Annotated in this window: 18 protein-coding genes; 12 read left to right on the forward strand and 6 right to left on the reverse strand. The window is 69.2% G+C overall.

The features are described from left to right. From B9S58_RS39040 to B9S58_RS13835, 3 genes are all read left to right on the forward strand, one after another. On the forward strand, window positions 1-803 hold an 803-nt coding region (locus B9S58_RS39040; protein WP_258044482.1), incomplete at its 5' end, for a class I SAM-dependent methyltransferase. Next, window positions 796-2,049 (forward strand): sulfotransferase, encoded by a 1,254-nt coding sequence (locus B9S58_RS13830; RefSeq protein ID WP_103532415.1) that lies wholly within the window; start codon window positions 796-798, stop codon window positions 2,047-2,049. The genes B9S58_RS39040 and B9S58_RS13830, both read left to right, overlap by 8 nt. 49 nt (window positions 2,050-2,098) lie before the next feature. Continuing rightward, entirely contained in the window at window positions 2,099-2,977 is an 879-nt protein-coding gene (locus B9S58_RS13835) for a dimethylarginine dimethylaminohydrolase family protein (RefSeq protein WP_258044483.1), read from the forward strand. 19 nt (window positions 2,978-2,996) lie between these two features. Here the strand turns inward: B9S58_RS13835 and B9S58_RS13840 are convergent, their stop codons facing one another. After that, window positions 2,997-3,407 (reverse strand): DUF6027 family protein, encoded by a 411-nt coding sequence (locus B9S58_RS13840; protein WP_103532417.1) that lies wholly within the window; start codon window positions 3,405-3,407, stop codon window positions 2,997-2,999. Between the two features lie 74 nt (window positions 3,408-3,481). Here B9S58_RS13840 and B9S58_RS39045 point away from each other — a divergent pair, with 74 nt between their 5' ends. Continuing rightward, entirely contained in the window at window positions 3,482-3,613 is a 132-nt protein-coding gene (locus B9S58_RS39045) for a hypothetical protein (RefSeq protein WP_018955476.1), read from the forward strand. 363 nt (window positions 3,614-3,976) lie between these two features. On the opposite strand, the gene B9S58_RS40190 is transcribed toward B9S58_RS39045, so the two are convergent. After that, a complete protein-coding gene (locus tag B9S58_RS40190; protein WP_103532418.1) occupies window positions 3,977-4,189 on the reverse strand; it encodes an adenylyl-sulfate kinase in 213 nt (70 codons plus the stop codon). An 86-nt stretch (window positions 4,190-4,275) separates the two neighbouring features. Between B9S58_RS40190 and B9S58_RS13850 the strand changes: the two genes are divergently transcribed. Together B9S58_RS13850 and B9S58_RS13855 are read left to right on the forward strand one after the other, a co-directional pair. Continuing rightward, a complete protein-coding gene (locus tag B9S58_RS13850) occupies window positions 4,276-4,503 on the forward strand; it encodes an MbtH family protein (RefSeq protein ID WP_103532419.1) in 228 nt (75 codons plus the stop codon). Between the two features lie 302 nt (window positions 4,504-4,805). Beyond that, window positions 4,806-6,662, forward strand: coding sequence for a KedN5 family methylcobalamin-dependent radical SAM C-methyltransferase (locus B9S58_RS13855; RefSeq protein ID WP_146063502.1), 1,857 nt, complete (start codon window positions 4,806-4,808; stop codon window positions 6,660-6,662). A gap of 20 nt (window positions 6,663-6,682) precedes the next feature. Here the strand turns inward: B9S58_RS13855 and B9S58_RS13860 are convergent, their stop codons facing one another. Then, window positions 6,683-8,185, reverse strand: coding sequence for a SulP family inorganic anion transporter (locus B9S58_RS13860; RefSeq protein ID WP_103532421.1), 1,503 nt, complete (start codon window positions 8,183-8,185; stop codon window positions 6,683-6,685). 380 nt (window positions 8,186-8,565) lie between these two features. On the opposite strand from B9S58_RS13860, the gene B9S58_RS13865 reads away from it, so the two are divergent. From B9S58_RS13865 to B9S58_RS13880, 3 genes are all read left to right on the forward strand, one after another. Then, the gene (locus B9S58_RS13865) at window positions 8,566-8,967 is read left to right on the forward strand and encodes a MerR family transcriptional regulator (protein WP_103532422.1); all 402 of its coding nucleotides are present in this window, start codon (window positions 8,566-8,568) and stop codon (window positions 8,965-8,967) included. A gap of 801 nt (window positions 8,968-9,768) precedes the next feature. After that, window positions 9,769-11,454 carry a ribonuclease J gene (locus B9S58_RS13875; RefSeq protein WP_103532423.1) on the forward strand — a complete coding sequence of 562 codons (1,686 nt, stop codon included), beginning with the start codon at window positions 9,769-9,771 and terminating at the stop codon, window positions 11,452-11,454. A 41-nt stretch (window positions 11,455-11,495) separates the two neighbouring features. Next, window positions 11,496-12,236 (forward strand): spermidine synthase, encoded by a 741-nt coding sequence (locus B9S58_RS13880; RefSeq protein ID WP_103532424.1) that lies wholly within the window; start codon window positions 11,496-11,498, stop codon window positions 12,234-12,236. Window positions 12,237-12,538: 302 nt separating this feature from the next. Here B9S58_RS13880 and B9S58_RS13885 read toward each other — a convergent pair whose 3' ends face one another. From B9S58_RS13885 to B9S58_RS13900, 3 genes are all read right to left on the reverse strand, one after another. Then, entirely contained in the window at window positions 12,539-14,140 is a 1,602-nt protein-coding gene (locus B9S58_RS13885; RefSeq protein WP_103532425.1) for a peptide chain release factor 3, read from the reverse strand. Further along, window positions 14,137-14,517 carry a MerR family transcriptional regulator gene (locus B9S58_RS13890; protein ID WP_308457903.1) on the reverse strand — a complete coding sequence of 127 codons (381 nt, stop codon included), beginning with the start codon at window positions 14,515-14,517 and terminating at the stop codon, window positions 14,137-14,139. The genes B9S58_RS13885 and B9S58_RS13890 overlap by 4 nt, the downstream gene beginning before the upstream one ends. Window positions 14,518-15,039: 522 nt before the next feature. Then, complete coding sequence (locus tag B9S58_RS13900; RefSeq protein WP_103532427.1) at window positions 15,040-15,609, reverse strand: TetR/AcrR family transcriptional regulator; 570 nt, start codon at window positions 15,607-15,609, stop codon at window positions 15,040-15,042. 81 nt (window positions 15,610-15,690) lie between these two features. Here B9S58_RS13900 and B9S58_RS13905 point away from each other — a divergent pair, with 81 nt between their 5' ends. The 3 genes from B9S58_RS13905 to B9S58_RS13910 all read left to right on the forward strand — a co-directional run bounded on the left by B9S58_RS13905 (window position 15,691) and on the right by B9S58_RS13910 (window position 17,389). After that, on the forward strand, window positions 15,691-16,623 hold the full coding sequence (locus tag B9S58_RS13905; RefSeq protein WP_374935674.1) for an alpha/beta hydrolase family protein: 933 nt from the start codon (window positions 15,691-15,693) through the stop codon (window positions 16,621-16,623). A gap of 125 nt (window positions 16,624-16,748) precedes the next feature. Continuing rightward, a complete protein-coding gene (locus B9S58_RS37495; protein WP_181009303.1) occupies window positions 16,749-16,952 on the forward strand; it encodes a hypothetical protein in 204 nt (67 codons plus the stop codon). After that, a complete protein-coding gene (locus B9S58_RS13910; RefSeq protein WP_103532429.1) occupies window positions 16,949-17,389 on the forward strand; it encodes a hypothetical protein in 441 nt (146 codons plus the stop codon). Before B9S58_RS37495 ends, B9S58_RS13910 begins: the two co-directional genes overlap by 4 nt. Window positions 17,390-17,578 lie beyond the last annotated feature (189 nt).

The raw sequence follows: 17,578 nt of genomic DNA on the forward strand, positions 1-17,578 counted from the left end.
CGCGGCTGGCCGGGCGGACGGCCCGCTCCCGGACCCGGGCCGTCGAGGTCGACTACGCGGTCTACCAGCGGCAGTTCGGGATCCGCTCGAAGGACTGGCACGATTCGTGCTCCTGGCTCACCGACGAGGACCTGCTCGGCAAGCACGCGGAGCTGTGCGCGGTGCCGCCGGACGCGCGGATGCTGGACGTGTGCTGCGGCAGCGGTGTCGTCGGCGGCGCGTTCCGCGGCCGGGTCGGCGAGACGGTCGGGCTGGACCTCACCCCGGAGATGGCCGCGCTCGCCGCCACCCGGCTGGACGTGGTGCACCAGGGCTCCGTCTACGACCTGCCGTTCCCCGACGCCAGTTTCGACCTCGTGGTCACCCGGGAGGTGCTGCATCTGCTGCCTCAGCCGGAGCGGCCGGTGTCGGAGATCTTCCGTGTGCTGCGGCCGGGCGGGCAGTTCATCGTCGGGCAGATCGTGCCGTACGCGGACGTGGACGCGTTCTGGATGTTCCGCGTGTTCAAGAAGAAGCAGCCACTGCTGTACCAGATGTTCCGTGAGGAGGACTTCCGGGCGTTGCTCACCGGCGGCGGGTTCACCGATGTGCGGATGGAGGAGTACTTCCTGTGGGAGTCGATCGACCGGTGGATCGACACCCACGAGACGACACCCGCGAACCGGCAGGAGATCTACCGCCTCTACTACGACGCGCCGCGCGAGGTACGCGCCGTACACCCGTTCGAGGTTCTGCCGGATGGCTCGGTGCGCGACCGGTGGCGGTGGTGCGTGTACTCGGTGCGGAAACCCGACCATGCCTAGCCGCGCCGTGGATCGCCCGGTCGCCCAGGTCGTGCGCGGGCTGGAGGTGCTGCGGCCGCTGCGGGGCACGCCGGTGGAGCACTTCCGCGCGAAGGTGCGCGATCTCGTCGTCGTCGCGTCGAGTTCGCGGGGCGGGTCGAGCATGCTCGCCGAGCTGCTGCGGTCCTCGCCGCACCTGCTTCACCTGCGCGGTGAGCTGAATCCGCTGCTGCGGCTGGTCGGCCTCGACCACCCGCACAGCGGCACCGGATCCGACATGCTGGACGCGGCGCACTGGCACGGGCTCCAACCACGGTCCCGGGCGTTGTTCGAGGCGGAACTGGCACTGGACGCGGGCTCTCCCGGCACCGGCGTGGAGAACCTGGCGGTGGACGCGGCGTGGCGGCTTCTCGTGCAGTGGCCGGGGCTGGACCTCGATCCCGTCGACCTGGTGCGGACCGCCGAGGCGGTACTGGACCGTGATCTCCCCCGGTTCGCACGGGCGCTCATCGGCAAGGCCGGCGTGAACCCGTGGTACTACGACCTTCCCGGGCGGTCACCGGGACCACGACCGGCCGGGCCGCCCGGTGACCTGCTGCTCGAAGAGCCGCCCTTCGTCCTCCCCCGTCCGTGGCGGCCCGCGGACGAACACGACCTCGCCACGAAGCCACTGATGATCAAGACGCCGGGCAACGCCTACCGGCTCGGCTTCCTGCAGGCGGTGTTCCCCAACGCGCGCCTGCGGGTGCTGCACCTGACCAGGAACCCGGCCGCGTCGATCAACGGCCTGGTCGACGGGTGGCTGCACCACGGGTTCCACGCGTACCGGCTGGACGAGCCGCTGCGCATCGCCGGATACGCCGACGTGCGGCCGGCCGACCGGCACTGGTGGAAGTTCGACCTGCCACCCTGCTGGCCCGCGTACACCACCGCCGCCCTGCCCCGGGTCTGCGCCCACCAGTGGTGGTCGAGTCACCGTGCGGTGCTCGCGCACGGGGCGGACCACACGGTGCGATTCGAGGGCCTGATCAGCGGTCCGCACGGCCGCGCGGACACCGTCGAGCGGATCGCGGACTGGCTGGGGATCCCGTTCGACGGGCCGCTGAAGCGGGCCGCGACCGACGGCATCGCCGCCACCGTGTCCACCGCCGCACCACGCCCCGGCCGGTGGCGAGCGCGGGAGGAGGACATCCGGTCCGCGCTGAGCCCCGACGTACTCGCGATGGCGGAGAGGCTCGGCTATGCCCGTGACGACCACTGGATCTGAGTTGAGCACCCACGGCGGCCCGGGGTGGGTCCCCCGGGTGGCGTCGCACGTGGACGAAGTCGCGGCCGGGGGCGTGTGGGCGCCGTGCGGGTACCGGTCGGAGACGGCCGCACTGCGGTCGGTGCTGCTGGTCCGCCCGCCGGACAGCATCGGCGCGGTGCGACGGCCGGGGGCCTCGCTCATGCTCGGGCCGGTGGATCCGGCGGCGATGCGGGCGCAGTGCGACGCGCTGGCGGACCGCCTGCGGGGCTACGGGGTCGAGGTACACCTGGCCTCCCCCGAGGCGACGCCGAACGTGGTGTTCGCGCGGGACCTGTTCTGGATGACCCCGGCCGGGGCGGTGGTGGCACGGATGGCCTCGGCGCAGCGGGCCGGTGAGGAACGGCATGCCGCGCTCGCGCTGGCCGGGGCAGGGTTCCCGATCCTGCGCACGGTGTCGGGCACCGCCGTGTTCGAGGGCGCCGACGCGCTGTGGATCGACCCGTCGACGGTGATCGTCGGCACCGGGTTCCGCACGAACGCGGCCGGCGCGGCCGAGGTCGCCTCGGCGGTCGAGGGACTGGGGGCGCGGGTGGTGACGGTGCCACTGGTGCCGGGCGTACAGCACCTGCTGGGGACGGTGGTGTTCCTCGACTCGTCCACCGCCGTCATCCACCGGGTGGCGAGCCCACCGGAGTTGGCGACACTGCTCGCCGAGTACGGCTATCGGGTGATCGCGCTGCCGCCGGACGAGGAACTGCTGGTGCGGCGCGGGATGAACCTGCTGGTGCTCGCGCCGGGGCAGGTGCTGATGCCCGCGGGCTGTCCGGGAATCCGGCGGACGCTGGAGCGGGCGGGTGTGGCCGTCGACGAGATCGACATCGGCGAGTACCTGCGGGCGGCCGGCGGGATCGGCTGCGTGACCGGGGTGGTGCTCCGTGAGCACTGAGAGCCGGTCACTCGGCCGATTACTGAGCCGGGTACACCGTGGGGTCGTCCAGCGGCACCTTCAGCCAGGAGATCATCTGCCGGAGCTGGTGGTACGCCGCGAGCCGCTGCTCGTCGGAGTCGGCCTCCTCCGCGGCCGCGATCGGCTCCCACAGGCGCGGCACCATCACCGGCCCGAGTTCGAGCAGGCCGCCGCTACCGCCGGTGGCCCACTTCGCCAGCACGTACCGGACGATCGCGCCGACCGGGATGTCCAGGTTCCGGGACATGCCGCACACGGTCTCCAGCGGATCGAGGAGCCCGTAGTCGACCACCTCGGCCTTGAAGTTGGCATGCGGGTCGTCCGGTGGCCAGCACCGCTCCCACTGGCGCAGCCGAACCGCCGGCGTACCGGTCACGTCGTAGGCCAGGTCATCCATGTCGCCATCCATGTCGCCACCCTAAGGCGGCACCGAGCTTGTCCGACCGGGCAGGGATGAACACCGAAGTCAGGAAAGGAGAACCAGTGAACGAGAACCTTCGTGAGGAGCGACTCGCCCTCGTTCCGGCCGACTCGGGCGCCGCGACCAGCGGCACCGCAACGGCCGACGACGAGGCGATCCGTCAGCAGCTGCGCAGCCTCGGCTACCGCATCTGACCGAACCGCCCCGGTCCTCCCGCACGGGCGGGCCGGGGCATCCTCGCGTAGGAGGCCGAGCAGGCCCGCCACGCGCTCGCCGAGGCCGTGGCGGTCGGTACGCAACCGCGGCTGGGATGTCCCGGGCGGCTCGTACGGATCGTCCACCCCGGTCATTCCGGATATCCCGGAGATCCGACCGGCGTTCGCCTTGGCGTACAAGTCCCTTCACGTCGCGCCGCACGCGCACCTCCAGCGGCGGTCCACCCACACTTCCAGGTAGCCGATCCCAGCCGCCACGTGGGCGGCGCGCACCTGTCACGGGCTCCCGGTATGACGCGATCACCGGTACCGGCACGATGACGCCCTGCCGGGCCGGCATCATCATGCCGGTACCCCGGCCCGCCGCGCGTTCTCGCTCCGGTCACGTGCGCCAGAACCCGAGTCCGGGAACAGGTCGCGTCGCGGAGCATCCCCGTCCAGCACCTGCGCCGGCCCGGGCATCCGCAGTGCCGGCGCCGCGGCGGCCGCGGACTTGTCCGAGCCTGGCAGACCGGTGAACCGGACGGTCCTCCCGCCACGCGGATGGCCCGGCACCCCTTTCGTCGGGGGTCATCGTGCTGGAGGACGGGAGTGTTGACCACCCGGCGGCGCGTTGTACCGTGCGGCGACCGGGAGGCGGCATGGCTGAGACGACCAACCCGTTCGACGACGACAACGGAGTGTTCTGGGTGCTGCGCAACGACGAGGACCAGCACTCGCTGTGGCCGGAGTTCGCTCCGGTGCCCGCCGGGTGGCAAGTGGTGCACGGCCCGGACGGCCGGGCGGCGTGCCTGGCTTACGTCGAGGAGAACTGGACCGACCTGCGTCCGGCCTCCCTGCGCCGCGCCATGGACGACTCGACCGGGTGAGCCACCGGATGGATACACGGTCTTCACAGTGGCGGCGGTGGTCGGCAGCTTCGTCACCTGCGTCGCACTCCACGTCCGCCCACCCGCCGTCGAACGCCTCGACGGTGAGCGTGCGCCGCGCTGATTTCCGCGGCTGAACGTCGGAGCCAGTTGGACAACTACATTTCACACGGTGTACGGCGTGAATCGCCCTCGGGAACCTGGCGGCCTGGCGGCATAGGGGAAGAACAGTGAGTCAGTCCATACTTCCGTTACCACGACCACGACCACGTTCACGGGAAAAGCACGGGCGCGCGCTGATCGTGCAACAGGGCGCCTGGGACATGCCCAAGGAATCGATGCCGCTCGCCGCCGGTTATCTGACAGCCGCAGCACAGGCCGATCCCGTGGTGGGACCCGAGTTCGACGTGGGAATACAGAACTTCCGTGGTGGGGAATCGCTCGGCTCGATGGCGCGCATGATCTTCTCCGGGGTCGCGCCGGACGTGCTGGCGTTCTCGGTCCTCGGCTGGAACTTCAACCAGTTCGGCGCGCTCGCCGAGACCTACAAGTCGGTGCGCCCGGACGGCTGGGTCGTCTTCGGCGGAACGCACGTCGCCCACCAAGCGGAACGCGTCTTCCGGCGCTTTCCCGAGGTCGACGTCGTCGCCAACGGCGAGGGCGAGTTCACCTTCCGGGACCTGCTGCTCGCCTTCATCGAGGAGGGGTCGCCGCACGACCTGACGCAGGTGCCGGGAATCTCCTATCGCGACGAGGAAGGCACGGTCCACACCACTGCCGAGGCACCGCGCATCGACGACCTGGACATCATTCCGTCGCCATTTCTCACCGGGGCCATCCCGCTGCTCGACAACCATGGCCGGTTCCCCTACGACGTTGCGCTGATGGAGACCAACCGAGGCTGTCCGTACAAGTGCTCGTTCTGTTACTGGGGTGGCGCGGTCGGCCAGAGGATGCGCGACTTCTCCCGCGAGCGGCTGCGCGCGGAACTCGACATCTTCGGTTATCACCAGGTTCCGACGGTGGTGTTGTGCGACTCGAACTTCGGCATGCGACAGCCGGACGCGGAGTTCGTCGAGGATCTCGTCAGGACGCGGGAGAAATACGGGTTCCCGCAGTCGTTGGAGACGTCGTGGGCCAAGAACAAGTCCAAAACGTTCCACAACATAATCCGCCGGATGAAGGCCGAGGGGTTCCAGAGCTCGTTCACTGTGGCTCTGCAGACACTGGACGACACGGCGTTGCGTGGCATGGGCAGAAGCAACATGCGGCTCAACGAGTGGAAGGACCTGGCGACATGGCTCGCGGCGGAGGGACTCGACGCCTACGCCGAGCTGATCTGGGGCGCGCCGGGTGAGACGGTCGACTCCTTCCTGACGGGCTACGACCGGCTGTCCGAACACGTGTCCCGCATCGCCGTCTACCCACTGTTGCTGCTGCCCAACACGAACTACGCGGAGAACCGCGAGGAGCACGGCTTCGTCACCGTGCGCGGCGACAACGACGACTTCGAGTACGTTCTCGCCAACCGCACCGTCACGGTCGCGGAGAACTCGATGATGCAGCGGTTCATGTTCTGGGCCCGGATGATGAGCGAGAACATGTACTTCCGGCACATCTGGATACCCTTGCGGAAGCTCGCCGGGCTCAGCCAGAGCGCCGCACTGCTGATCCTGTCGGACTGGTTCCAGGACTCGGCCGATCCCGCCGTCGCCGAGTTGCTAGGCCACGGCCGCGAGTTCACCGACTCCGGCCTGGTCGTCGAGTCGCTGCACAAGCTCTACGCCGACCCCCGGTTCGCGCCGATATTCCAGCGGTGGTGGGACGAGGCGATCCTGCCGAAGGTGCCCGAGCGGCACAGGCCGCTGTTGAACGAGATCTTCCGCTACGACGGTGCGACCCGCCCGATCTACTCCGGAGCGGGTGCCGAGGACGCCGAGGTGCGCAGCATCGACGGCCTGCCGCACTACGTCCGCAGCGGCCTGCGGTTCCAGTACGCGATGCCGCACGTTCTCGACGCCATCCGCGCGAGCCGGCCGTTCGACGATGAACCCTCGCCGGTCGAACTGACGCTCGCGTTTCGCGTCGGGTTCGACGACTACCTCGACAACCACGAACTCGCGACGTACTTCGCCGGTCGTTGCCTCGAGATCCGGTAGCCCGGGTCGGCCCGTCGGTCTCAGTGGCCGGCGGTGAGCTGGCCGGCGAGCTTGCCGTGCATCTCAGCGCTGGCCTTGTTCAGGCCGACGATCGTGACCTTCTTGCCGCGCTGGGCGTACTTGGTCTCGATCGCGTCGAGGGCGGCGACGGAGGAGGCATCCCAGATGTGGGCGTCGGTGAGGTCGATGACGACGTCGTCGGGGTCGTCCTTGTAGTTGAACTGATAGACGAGGTCGTTGGAGGAGGCGAAGAACAGCTCGCCGGTGACCGCGTAGACGACCTGGTTGCCGTCCGGGTCGACGACCCCGGAGACCTCGGCGATATGGGCGACCCTCTTCGCGAAGATCACCATCGCGGTGATGCAGCCGAGAACAACACCGATGGCCAGGTTGTGGGTGGCCACCACCGCGGCGACGGTGACGACCATGACGGTGGTCTCGCCGACCGGCATGCGCTTGAGGGTCCCGGGCTGGATGGAGTGCCAGTCGAAGGTGGCGAAGGAGACCAGGACCATCACCGCGACCAGGGCGGCCATCGGGATGTCCGAGACGACCGGCCCGAACGCGATGCACAGGACCATCAGGAAGGCACCGGCGAGGAAGGTGGAGAGGCGGGTGCGGGCTCCGGAGGTCTTCACGTTGATCATGGTCTGGCCGATCATGGCGCAGCCGCCCATGCCGCCGAAGAATCCGGTCACGATGTTGGCGATGCCCTGGCCGATGGACTCGCGGGTCTTGTTGGAGTGGGTGTCGGTGATGTCGTCGACGAGCTTCGCGGTCATCAGCGACTCCATCAGTCCCACCAGCGCGAACGCGAACGCGTAGGGGGCGATGGTGGTCAGGGTGTCCATCGTGAACGGCACATCGGGCAGACCCGGCACCGGCAGTGAGGACGGCAGATCCCCCTTGTCGCCGACGTCGGGGACAGCGATGCCGGCGGCGACCGTGATCACCGTCAGTGTGACGATGGCGACCAGAGGTGCGGGGATCACCGTGGTGATCTTCGGGAAGAAGATCATGAGCGCCAGACCGCCGATGATCAGCGGGTAGACGGCCCACGGGACGTCCCGCATCTCGGGCACCTGCGCCATGAAGATGAGGATGGCGAGGGCGTTGACGAAGCCGACCATCACCGAGCGCGGGACGAACCGCATCAGCTTGGCCACTCCGAGCGCGCCCAGAGCCATCTGCATCAGGCCGCCGAGGATGACGGCGGCGATCAGGTAGCTGAGCCCGTACTCATGGTTCAAGGGTGCGATCACCAGGGCCATGGCCCCGGTGGCGGCGGAGATCATGGCCTTGCGGCCACCCACGACGGAGATCACCACAGCCATCGTGAACGAGGCGAACAGACCGATCGCCGGGTCCACACCCGCGATGATCGAGAAGGAGATCGCCTCGGGAATCAACGCCAGGGCGACGACGAGGCCGGCCAGTACCTCGGTGCGGAAGACCTTCGGGGAGGCGAGCCAGTCCGGCTTGGACATGCGCAGCTTGGGAGCAGCGGACAGCGGTGTAGACATGCAACCGTTTCTGTTCGGGCGCACACATCCACCAGTCTGGACACGCACGCGTCGTTCTCGACTCCACACAGGGGGCGGAATCCCGGCAGCCCGGCGCCGATGGGGCTCTGCCGGATCGGGCGGCAGCCTTCGTGGCTGGCAATCGGGCATCATTGCCCGACAAGCCTGTGAGGCCCTGGCCGGGGCTCAAGCGTCAGCGAGGTCGGCCCAGCGGGTTCGGCCCACTGCGCAATCGTACCCTGACGTGAGGGCAGAGTGCGAGTTGCGGCTTGTGAGATGCAGGTAAATACGTCTGCGGATCATGTGATTCTGGACACGTATGCTGGCTGCTCTTCGAACGTCCGAAGAGCAGCCGGTTTATAGAGGAGGCAGGCGCGGAGATGGCAGAGCGGCAGATGCAGATCGGTGAGGTGGCTGAGCGGACCGGCTTGTCGCTCCGCACGATCCGGCACTACGAGGAAGTCGGCCTGGTCATCCCCTCCGCCCGCAGCAAGGGAGGCTTCCGTCTGTACACCGAGACGGACGTCGACCGCCTGATGGTGATCCGCCGCATGAAGCCGCTGGACTTCTCGCTGGAGGAGATGCGGGACCTCCTGGAGATCGTCGACCGCATCGCGGCCGACGATGCACCTACAGACGAGGAGCGGAAGCGTCTGCATGAGCGACTGGACTCGTACCGGATGGTGGCCGACGCACGCTGCGAGACGCTACGCGCTCAGCTCCTGGCGGCCGAGGACTTCGCCGCCACCCTGCGTCGCAGGCTCCACGCCCAGAAGTCCTGACGGCGCGGCTCTCGGGACGGGACACAGTTCCCCGCACCGACTTCCGTCCGAAGCGCCCCGTCCATCCGCGAGCCGCGGAGACGGTGGGCCCTCCATCGCCGACCTTCGTGCGCGACGATTGACGGACATCGAGGCACATCTCGCAGTCGGGATCTCCGTGCCCGTGAACGACAACCCTTCGGACCACGTACGACATGGAGGTCAGCGGCGCCCTTCACGCTACTCTCTCGTGAGGGTAGGTACACGTGCGTCCCGCGCTCCGACCCCTCGCGTCGCATGACTTGCCTCAGGCGGGGAGGCCGCGGATGCCCGTTCCCGAGTCCGCGCCCACCAGCGGTCACACGGAGCGACGCACGAGTCGAGGGAGGTGGGCGACCACTCCGTTCGACCCATGTGACAGGAACCCATGACGGAACAACGGATGCGGTGTTCGGTCAGGGCGGTGCGACCGTCCGGCAGGGATGGCGGACGTTGACGGGGGCCGGCCGGGTGACCATCACACACGCGCGATCGTCTCTGCTGAACATCCGGGTCATCACCATCGACAGCACCGTGCTCGCACACACCCGGGCACGGTACCCGTGGACGTCCCCGGAGGACACGTGTTGTTGACGATGGAGAAAGCTCTCGATCCACTCAAGCCACGCGTCGGCCGTGGCCGGGCACTGGTCGGCTCGCCGCGAGCTGCCTGACCATGTCGGTGACGGCTCCGAGCCCCCGCTCCCGCTCACGTGGGCCGTGAGGGTGCCCGAGTGCCGCCCATAATGGATCATCCCCGTAACTCTCCGGTAGCGTCAGCGTATGAGCCATCCACATCCTGATCTGAAGCCCGCCCCTCCCCTTGCCGCAGGAGGGCTGAGGGTCGTCGCCCTGGGCGGTCTCGGGGAGATCGGCCGCAACATGACCGTCTTCGAGTACGCCGGCAAACTGCTGATCGTCGACTGCGGTGTGCTGTTCCCCGAGGAGACCCAGCCCGGCGTCGACGTGATCCTGCCCGACTTCACCTCGATCCGGGACCGTCTGCGCGATGTCGTCGGTGTGGTCCTCACCCACGGACACGAGGACCACATCGGCGGCGTGCCCTACCTGCTGCGTGAACGCAGGGACATCCCGGTCATCGGCTCGAAGCTGACGCTCGCCTTCCTTGAGGCCAAACTCAAGGAGCACCACATCAAGCCCGTCACCGTGCGGGTGAAGGAAGGGGAGCGGCGCGACTTCGGGCCCTTCGGCTGCGAGTTCGTGGCGGTCAACCACTCCATCCCCGACGGCCTCGCGGTCGCGATCCGTACCGGCGCGGGCATGGTCCTGCACACCGGTGACTTCAAGATGGACCAGTTCCCGCTGGACGACCGCATCACCGACCTGCGGGCCTTCGCCCGGCTCGGCGAGGAAGGGGTCGACCTGTTCCTCACCGACTCCACCAACGCCGAAGTGCCGGGTTTCACCACGTCCGAACGTGAGCTGAACCCCGCGATCGAGCACGTCATGCGGACCGCCCCGCGCCGGGTCATCGTCTCCAGCTTCGCCAGCCACGTCCACCGCATCCAGCAGGTCCTCGACGCAGCGCATCAGCACGGGCGGAAGGTCGCCTTCGTGGGCCGGTCCATGGTCCGCAACATGGGTATCGCCCGCGAACTGGGCTATCTGAGGACGCCGCCGGGCCTCGTGGTCGAGGCAAGGGAGCTGGAGAAGCTGCCCGACCACAAGATCACCCTGGTCTGCACGGGCTCCCAGGGTGAGCCGATGGCCGCCCTCTCCCGCATGGCCAACCGCGACCACTCGATCCGCATCGGGCAGGGCGACACCGTCCTGCTCGCCAGCTCCCTCATCCCGGGCAACGAGAACGCCATCTACCGGGTGATCAACGGGCTGACCCGCTGGGGCGCCAACGTCGTCCACAAGGGCAACGCCAAGGTCCACGTCTCCGGCCACGCCAGCGCGGGTGAGCTGGTGTACTGCTACAACATCGTCAAGCCCCGCCATGTCATGCCCGTCCACGGTGAGTGGAAGCACATGCGGGCCAACGCCGACCTGGCCGTCCGCACCGGCGTCGCACCGGACCGCGTGATCATCGCCGAGGACGGTGTCGTCGTCGACCTCGTCGACGGGCGTGCCTCGATCACCGGAAAGGTCCCGGCCGGCTATGTGTACGTCGACGGGATGACGGTCGGAGGCGCGACGGAGGCGTCCCTGAAGGACCGCCGCGTCCTGGCGGAGGAGGGCGTGGTCACCATCGTGGCGATCGTCGACGCCGACACCGGAGCACTCGCGGAGGCGCCCGACTTCCTCGCCCGCGGATTCGAGCACGACGACACCACCTTCGAGCCCGTGATCCCGCTCATCGAGAAGACCTTGGCCGCAGCGGCGCAGGAGGGCATCGGCGACCACCACCAGCTCGAACAGCGCATCGCTCGCGCCGTCGCCTCCTGGGCCTTCCGCAGCCACCGACGCAAGCCCCTGATCATCCCCGTCGTCATCGACGCCTGACACCGCGACACCGCGCCGCCGGCCGGAGGAGATCCCCCACCATGACCACCCGCTTCGAGGAACTCGACTGGAAGCCGACTCCGATCGGCGACATCAGCCTGCGGCGCCGACGTGACCCGTTGTCAGGAGACGACGTGTACGAGGTGAAGCTCGGGGACGAGTTCCTGATGTCCAGCCTCTTCACCGAGGGCGAGATCGCCCTCGCCCGACTGGGCCTCGCCCCACTCGCGCACCACCCCGGCCTCCATGTCGCCGTCGGCGGCCTCGGCCTCGGGTACACGGCACACGCCGCCCTTCAGGAGCCGGGCGTCCGCTCCCTGATCGTCGTCGACACCCTCGGCGAGGTCATCTACTGGCACCGACGCGGTTTGGTGCCACTGGGCACCGCGCTCGGCTCGGACGACCGCTGCCGGCTGGTGCACGGCGACTTCTTCGCCATGGTGTCGGAAGGCCACGGGCTGGACCCGCAGACCGAGGGCCGCCTCTTCCACGCCATCCTGCTGGACGTCGACCACTCCCCCCGCCACGTGCTGCACCCCAGCCACGCCGCTCTCTACCAGCCGGCGGGCCTGAGCGCCCTCTCCCGCCTCCTCCACCCCGGAGGCGTCTTCGCCCTGTGGTCCAACGACCCGCCGGACGACGAGTTCGTCTCCCTCCTCACTCATGGCTTCCGAAGCGCCGCCGCCCACGTGGTGGAGTTCCCCAACCCGCTGCGCGGCGGCACCTCGACCAACACCGTCTACGTGGCCGTCAAGGCCGGCGTCGCAGAACGAAAGGCCTGACCGCCCCGCATGGATACGCCGGTCGGCGCACGCCGCGCCGCACCGGGCTGTCCCCCTTCCACCGCTCCGCCCGAGCTCCCCGACCCGGCCTGCATCCTCCTCTGCGGAATCCCCACGTGCACGTACGGCATCCTGCCCACGAACCGGTTCCTGACCGGCACGGAACCCTGCTTCCCGCGCCGATCAGGTCCGACGCCGTGCACCGTCGTCCCGGCCGGCCTTCGGTGCCACCGCACCGGCCGCTTCGGCGGCACCAAGGTCCGGTGGGTCCTGGAGCCGGAACAGGGCCGCCTGTGGGCGTGCTACTCGTGGGCCGCCAGGAGCGTGTGGAGGCTGGCGTCGGGGAACTGCCGCTGGAAGGAGTTCGCCTGCCAGCGGTCGGGGAACAGTGCGAGCTGTGCCTTGTCGCGGATCCTGGTCAGCGCCTCGCCCTTGACCAGCTGGGAGCGGTTGAGGGTGTCCGCTCCGGCCGCGTCGGTGGCCCGCGCCAGATGGTACGGCAGCACCTCAAGGCGTACGGGGGCGGAGAACTCCCCGGCCATTCGGGCGGACACGACATCGAACTGCATCGGCCCCACCGCCGCCAGGACCGGCGCCTGGTCCCCGCGCGTGTCGCTGACGAGGACCTGCACGACGCCCTCCTCGTCCAGCTGTGCGATACCACGGCGGAACTGCTTGGAGCGGCTGATGTCGACCGGTCGTACGACCGCGAAGTGTTCGGGAGCGAAGGTCGGCATCGGCGGGAACACGGCCGGCGGACCGTCGTAGAGGGTGTCCCCGACGCGCAGCGCCGCGGCGTTGACCAGCCCGACGACGTCTCCCGGGTAGGCGGTGTCGACCATCGAGCGGTCCTGGCCGAAGACGCTGTGGGCGTACTTGGTCGCGAACGGCTTCCCGGACGCGGCGCGGGTGACGGTCGCGCCTCTCTCGAAGACGCCCGAGCACACCCGCAGGAAGGCGATCCGGTCCCGGTGGGCCGGGTCCATGTTCGCCTGTACCTTGAACACCAGCCCGGAGAACGACGCGTCGACGGGCCTGCTGCCGCCGCCTTCCAGCTCGCGCGCCCCCGGAGGCGGAGCGAGGTCGACGATGGCGTCCAGGAGTAGCCGTACGCCGATGTTGGAGACCGCCGCACCGAAGAAGACCGGTGTGGAGCCGCCCGCCAGGAACGAGGCCCGGTCGAAGTCGGCGCCGTCCGCCTCCAGCAACTGGAGCTCCTCCATGGCCTGCTCCCAGTCGGCCCCCTCCTCCAGCTCCGCCCGCTCGGCGGGAACCACCTCTTCGGTGGCTTCGTGCGCGCCGCCGGGGGTGCGGGTGTAGCGCAGCATCCTCTCCGGCTCGCGTACGTCGACCAGACCGCGCAGGTACCCGGCGGTGCCGACCGGCCAGTTCACCGGGGTGGGCTTGAGCCGGAACTCGCGCTCGATCTCGTCCAGCAGTTCCAGGGCCTCCCGGCCGGGCCGGTCCCATTTGTTGATGAACGTGATCACGGGGATGCCGCGGTGGCGGCAGACGTCGAAGAGCTTGCGGGTCTGCTCCTCCAGGCCCTTGGCCGCATCGATCAGCATGACCGCGCAGTCCACGGCCGCCAGCACGCGGTAGGTGTCCTCGGAGAAGTCGGCGTGCCCCGGTGTGTCCAGCAGGTTCAGCACACAGTCCCGATAGGCGAACTGCAGGACGGCGGAGGTCACGGAGATGCCGCGGGCCTTCTCCATCTCCATCCAGTCCGACGCCACACCCCTGCGCCCGGACTTGCCGTGCACCGCTCCCGCCGATGTGATCGCCTGCGCGTGCAGCGCCAACGCCTCGGTCAGCGTCGACTTGCCCGCGTCCGGATGGCTGATCACCGCGAACGTACGCCGCCTGGCCGCCTCACCGGCGACCCACTCGCTCGTGACGTTCACCGCGCGGCCTTCGATCCGGCCGCCGGCGCGTCCAGCAGATGAGACAACTGCTCGTGGAGGGAACGGGCAAACGCCTCCGCCGTTCCGAGTTCACGACGCAGGTCCTCACATCGCGCATCGGCCTGCACCCAGTACTTCCGCAACTTCGCCACCAATTCCTCGTACGCCTGCTCATCATTCTCCGCCGCCGGACCACCGAGGCCGGGAAGCCGGTCCAGCACATCGTGGTACGCCCGCACGTCGACCGTACTGAACCCGAGCGGCCGCATCCGACGCACCAGGACCAGCCGACGCACCTCCGACTCCGTGTACAGACGGAAACCACCCAGGCTACGCCCGCTGGGAGCAACCAAACCGACATTCTCGTAGTGACGCATCGTGCGGAGGGACAGCCCGTGCGCGCGGAGACCTCGCCGATCCGCATCAGCCGCTCGCTTACGGCTCCACCGCCTCGCGTCGCCCGTCCGGCAACTTTGCCACACACAAACCTACCGTGACGTAAGGGTAGATTGACATCGGGCACCCCCGACGCCCAGTAAGCACCACTGCGCATGTCCGCAGCTCGTCACGGATGAAGTCGATCACGCGGGCGAGAACGTCGGGGCGGCTCGGTTCCGCGTCGCGCAGTTCGCGGACCCGCCGCCCGTCGAAGTCGGCGTAGCCACCGTCGCACCCCGTGAGGTGGTCCGGCCAGAGAGGCAGCACGTTGCCGAGGTGACGGAACAGGCCGTACCTGTACTGCGCCGCAATATGCGCGTATCGGGCAGACACCCGCTCGGTCTCCGCGGTCCGGCGGCTCGGCCCGTCACGGATGTGCGCCGCCTCCGGAGGCGGACACGTCGCAGCGGAGGCCGGACACCGTGTTGATGCCGTACGCAGCAGGCGGCCGGGCCCTTTCGTCATGCCGTGCGACGGCAACCGGCGAGAAGGGTTGCGACCATGCGCTTGGCGTCGGCCCGGTCGTAGTCGGGGCCGGTGATGCAGAGGTTTCCGATGGCGCGCATCAGCGTGTAGGCGGTGATGCCGGGGCTGAGTTCGTCGGCGGCGACACAGGCGTCGAGCAGCAGTGCGCAGGCCGGGACCAGGGTGTCGAGCATGAGGGCGTGGAGGTTCTCCAGCCCTGGATCACCGGATCCCAGGGCCGCACCGAGACCGTGCTTGGTCACCAGGAACTCCACGAACGCGTCCGCCCAGTGGGCCAGGGCGGTGAACGGGGAGTCCGATTCCTCCAGGAGCCGGGGCGCGAGTGCGGCGCAGGTGTCGATCTGGTGCCGGTAGACGGCGGTGACGAGGTCCGCCCGTGTCGGGAAGTTCCGGTAGATCGTGCCGACACCGACGCCGGCCCGTTCGGCGATATCGCGGATGGGCGCCTGGACGCCCTGGTCCACGAAGACCGCCGATGCTGCCGCCAGCACGCCGCTGCGGGTGCGCTGCGCCTGCGCTTGGCGTATTCCGACCGCTTCCGGCACAAGGCCCTCCCTTTACTCGCGGAACAATGTTCCGCTAAGTTGGCGGAACGGCGCTCCGCCAAAGTATGGCAGAGCGATCCCATGCGAAAGTGCAGGTGCCCCGTGTCTTCCAGCCACCTCGACCAGCGGATCGTCGCGGTCAAGCCCATCACCGTTCCCGCACCCGGGCGCAGTGTCGAGCTCCAAGTGAAGGTCACCGCCCCACTGTCGGGGCAGAACCTTCCCGTCATCGTGTTCTCCCACGGCAACGCATGGTCCCTGGACGGATACGAGCCCCTCGTCGACCGGTGGGCAGCCGCCGGATTCATCGTCGTGCAGCCCACCCACCTGGACTCCCGCCGCAACGGCATCACGTGGGACGACCCGCGCTTCGCCACCATCTGGCGTGTCCGGATCGCCGATCTCCACGCGGTCCTCGACGGCATCGGCGACATCCTCCTCCAGGCCGGCGGCCTGGGGACCCGCGCCGACCACGAGCGCATTGCGGTCGTCGGCCACTCCTGGGGCGCCCAGACAGCCGGCGTGATCCTCGGCGCGCGCGTGCTCGACGCCGACGGCGTTCCCGGAGAGGACTTCTCCCACTCCGCGGTCTCGGCTGGCGTGCTGATCGCCGCGACCGGAACCGGTGACACCCTCACCCCGTTCGCCGCCGAACACCTTCCGTTCATGAGGCCGGACTACTCCACCATGACCACCCCGGCCCTGGTCGTCGCGGGCGGCAAGGACCGGTCCCAGCTCTCCACCCGTGGACCGGAGTGGTTCACCGACGCCTACCACCTCAGCCCGTCGCCGAAGAGCCTGCTCGCCATCGCCGAGGGCGAGCACACCCTGGGCGGCCTCGCCGGCGAGATGGCCGCCGAGACCACCGACGAGGCCCCCGCCCGCGTCGCCCTCGTCGCCGACGCGATCTCCGCCTACCTCCACGACGCCTTCAAGCTCAACGACACCGCGTGGACCGCCCTCAGCAACGCCGCTGCGGCCGACGACTGCACGTGGAGGATCGCCGACAGGTGAACCCGGCCGGATCGCGCTGCCGACCGAGCCGGGTGCGGGCGGAGCGGTCCCACCGGCCCACACCGACCGCTACGGCCGACGCCGGCACGGAATCCGCCGCACGTTTTCGAGGAACGCCCGAATCCGTGATGACCACCGCCGCGGCACCGACGGAGGTCAGCCCTGCCATCGCGGCGAGCCAGGCACGGCCCGGGCATCCGAGCACCCTACGAGCGCTGCGGCGGGCTGTCTCCGATCGCGGCTCCATCGTCGGCAAGTGCAACGACGGCGTCGGCCATCGCGCCCTGGTGCACGGGGAGACGGCCAAGGGCGCTATTTTGCTCGGATGAGCCTTCTCAATGATGTGGCCGAGCGCGATGGCTGGCGATGCTGGGTATGCGACGAACCGGTCGACCCCGACAAGTCAGTGAACGACCTGCAGGGGCCCAGTGTCGACAGCCGGACCGCCGACCGGAAGGCCAAGGTCGCCGAGCGGCTCGCGCACCGCGGATGCAACTCCCGCAAGGGCGCGGTCAAGGTGCTCATCGCCTGGCCGGACCGCCCGTACGTGGCCGAACCCGCGCCGCTGATCGCTGTTGCCTCCCGGCTGGAGCGCAAGGGGGGCCGCGAGATGGTGGGCCGTTGTCCGACCAGGCAGGACGCGCAGGAAGCGGCGGATTGGCTGGTGGACCGGTTCTCCCGACTGGTACCGGGGCTGCCGGTGACCGCCGACATCGAACCGGGCGGCGGCCAGTTCCTCGTCATCCTTGCCGCCGGCCGCCGCTGACCGGGAATCACCGGGTCAGACTGGCGCAGGGCTGAACCCGTCGGTCCACATCGACCGGTACGCGTGCTGCTCCCCGCACACGCTTGGAATTCAACGGCGGGTTCTTCCCGTCCTCCTGCTCCCCACGCCGGTGGGGATGGTCCCCCGAGAGTTGCGTGTGCACTCCTGGGTCGCACCACGGCGGTTCTG

It is taken from the genome of Streptomyces sp. SM11 (genome assembly GCF_002910905.1).
Lineage (GTDB): Bacteria > Actinomycetota > Actinomycetes > Streptomycetales > Streptomycetaceae > Streptomyces.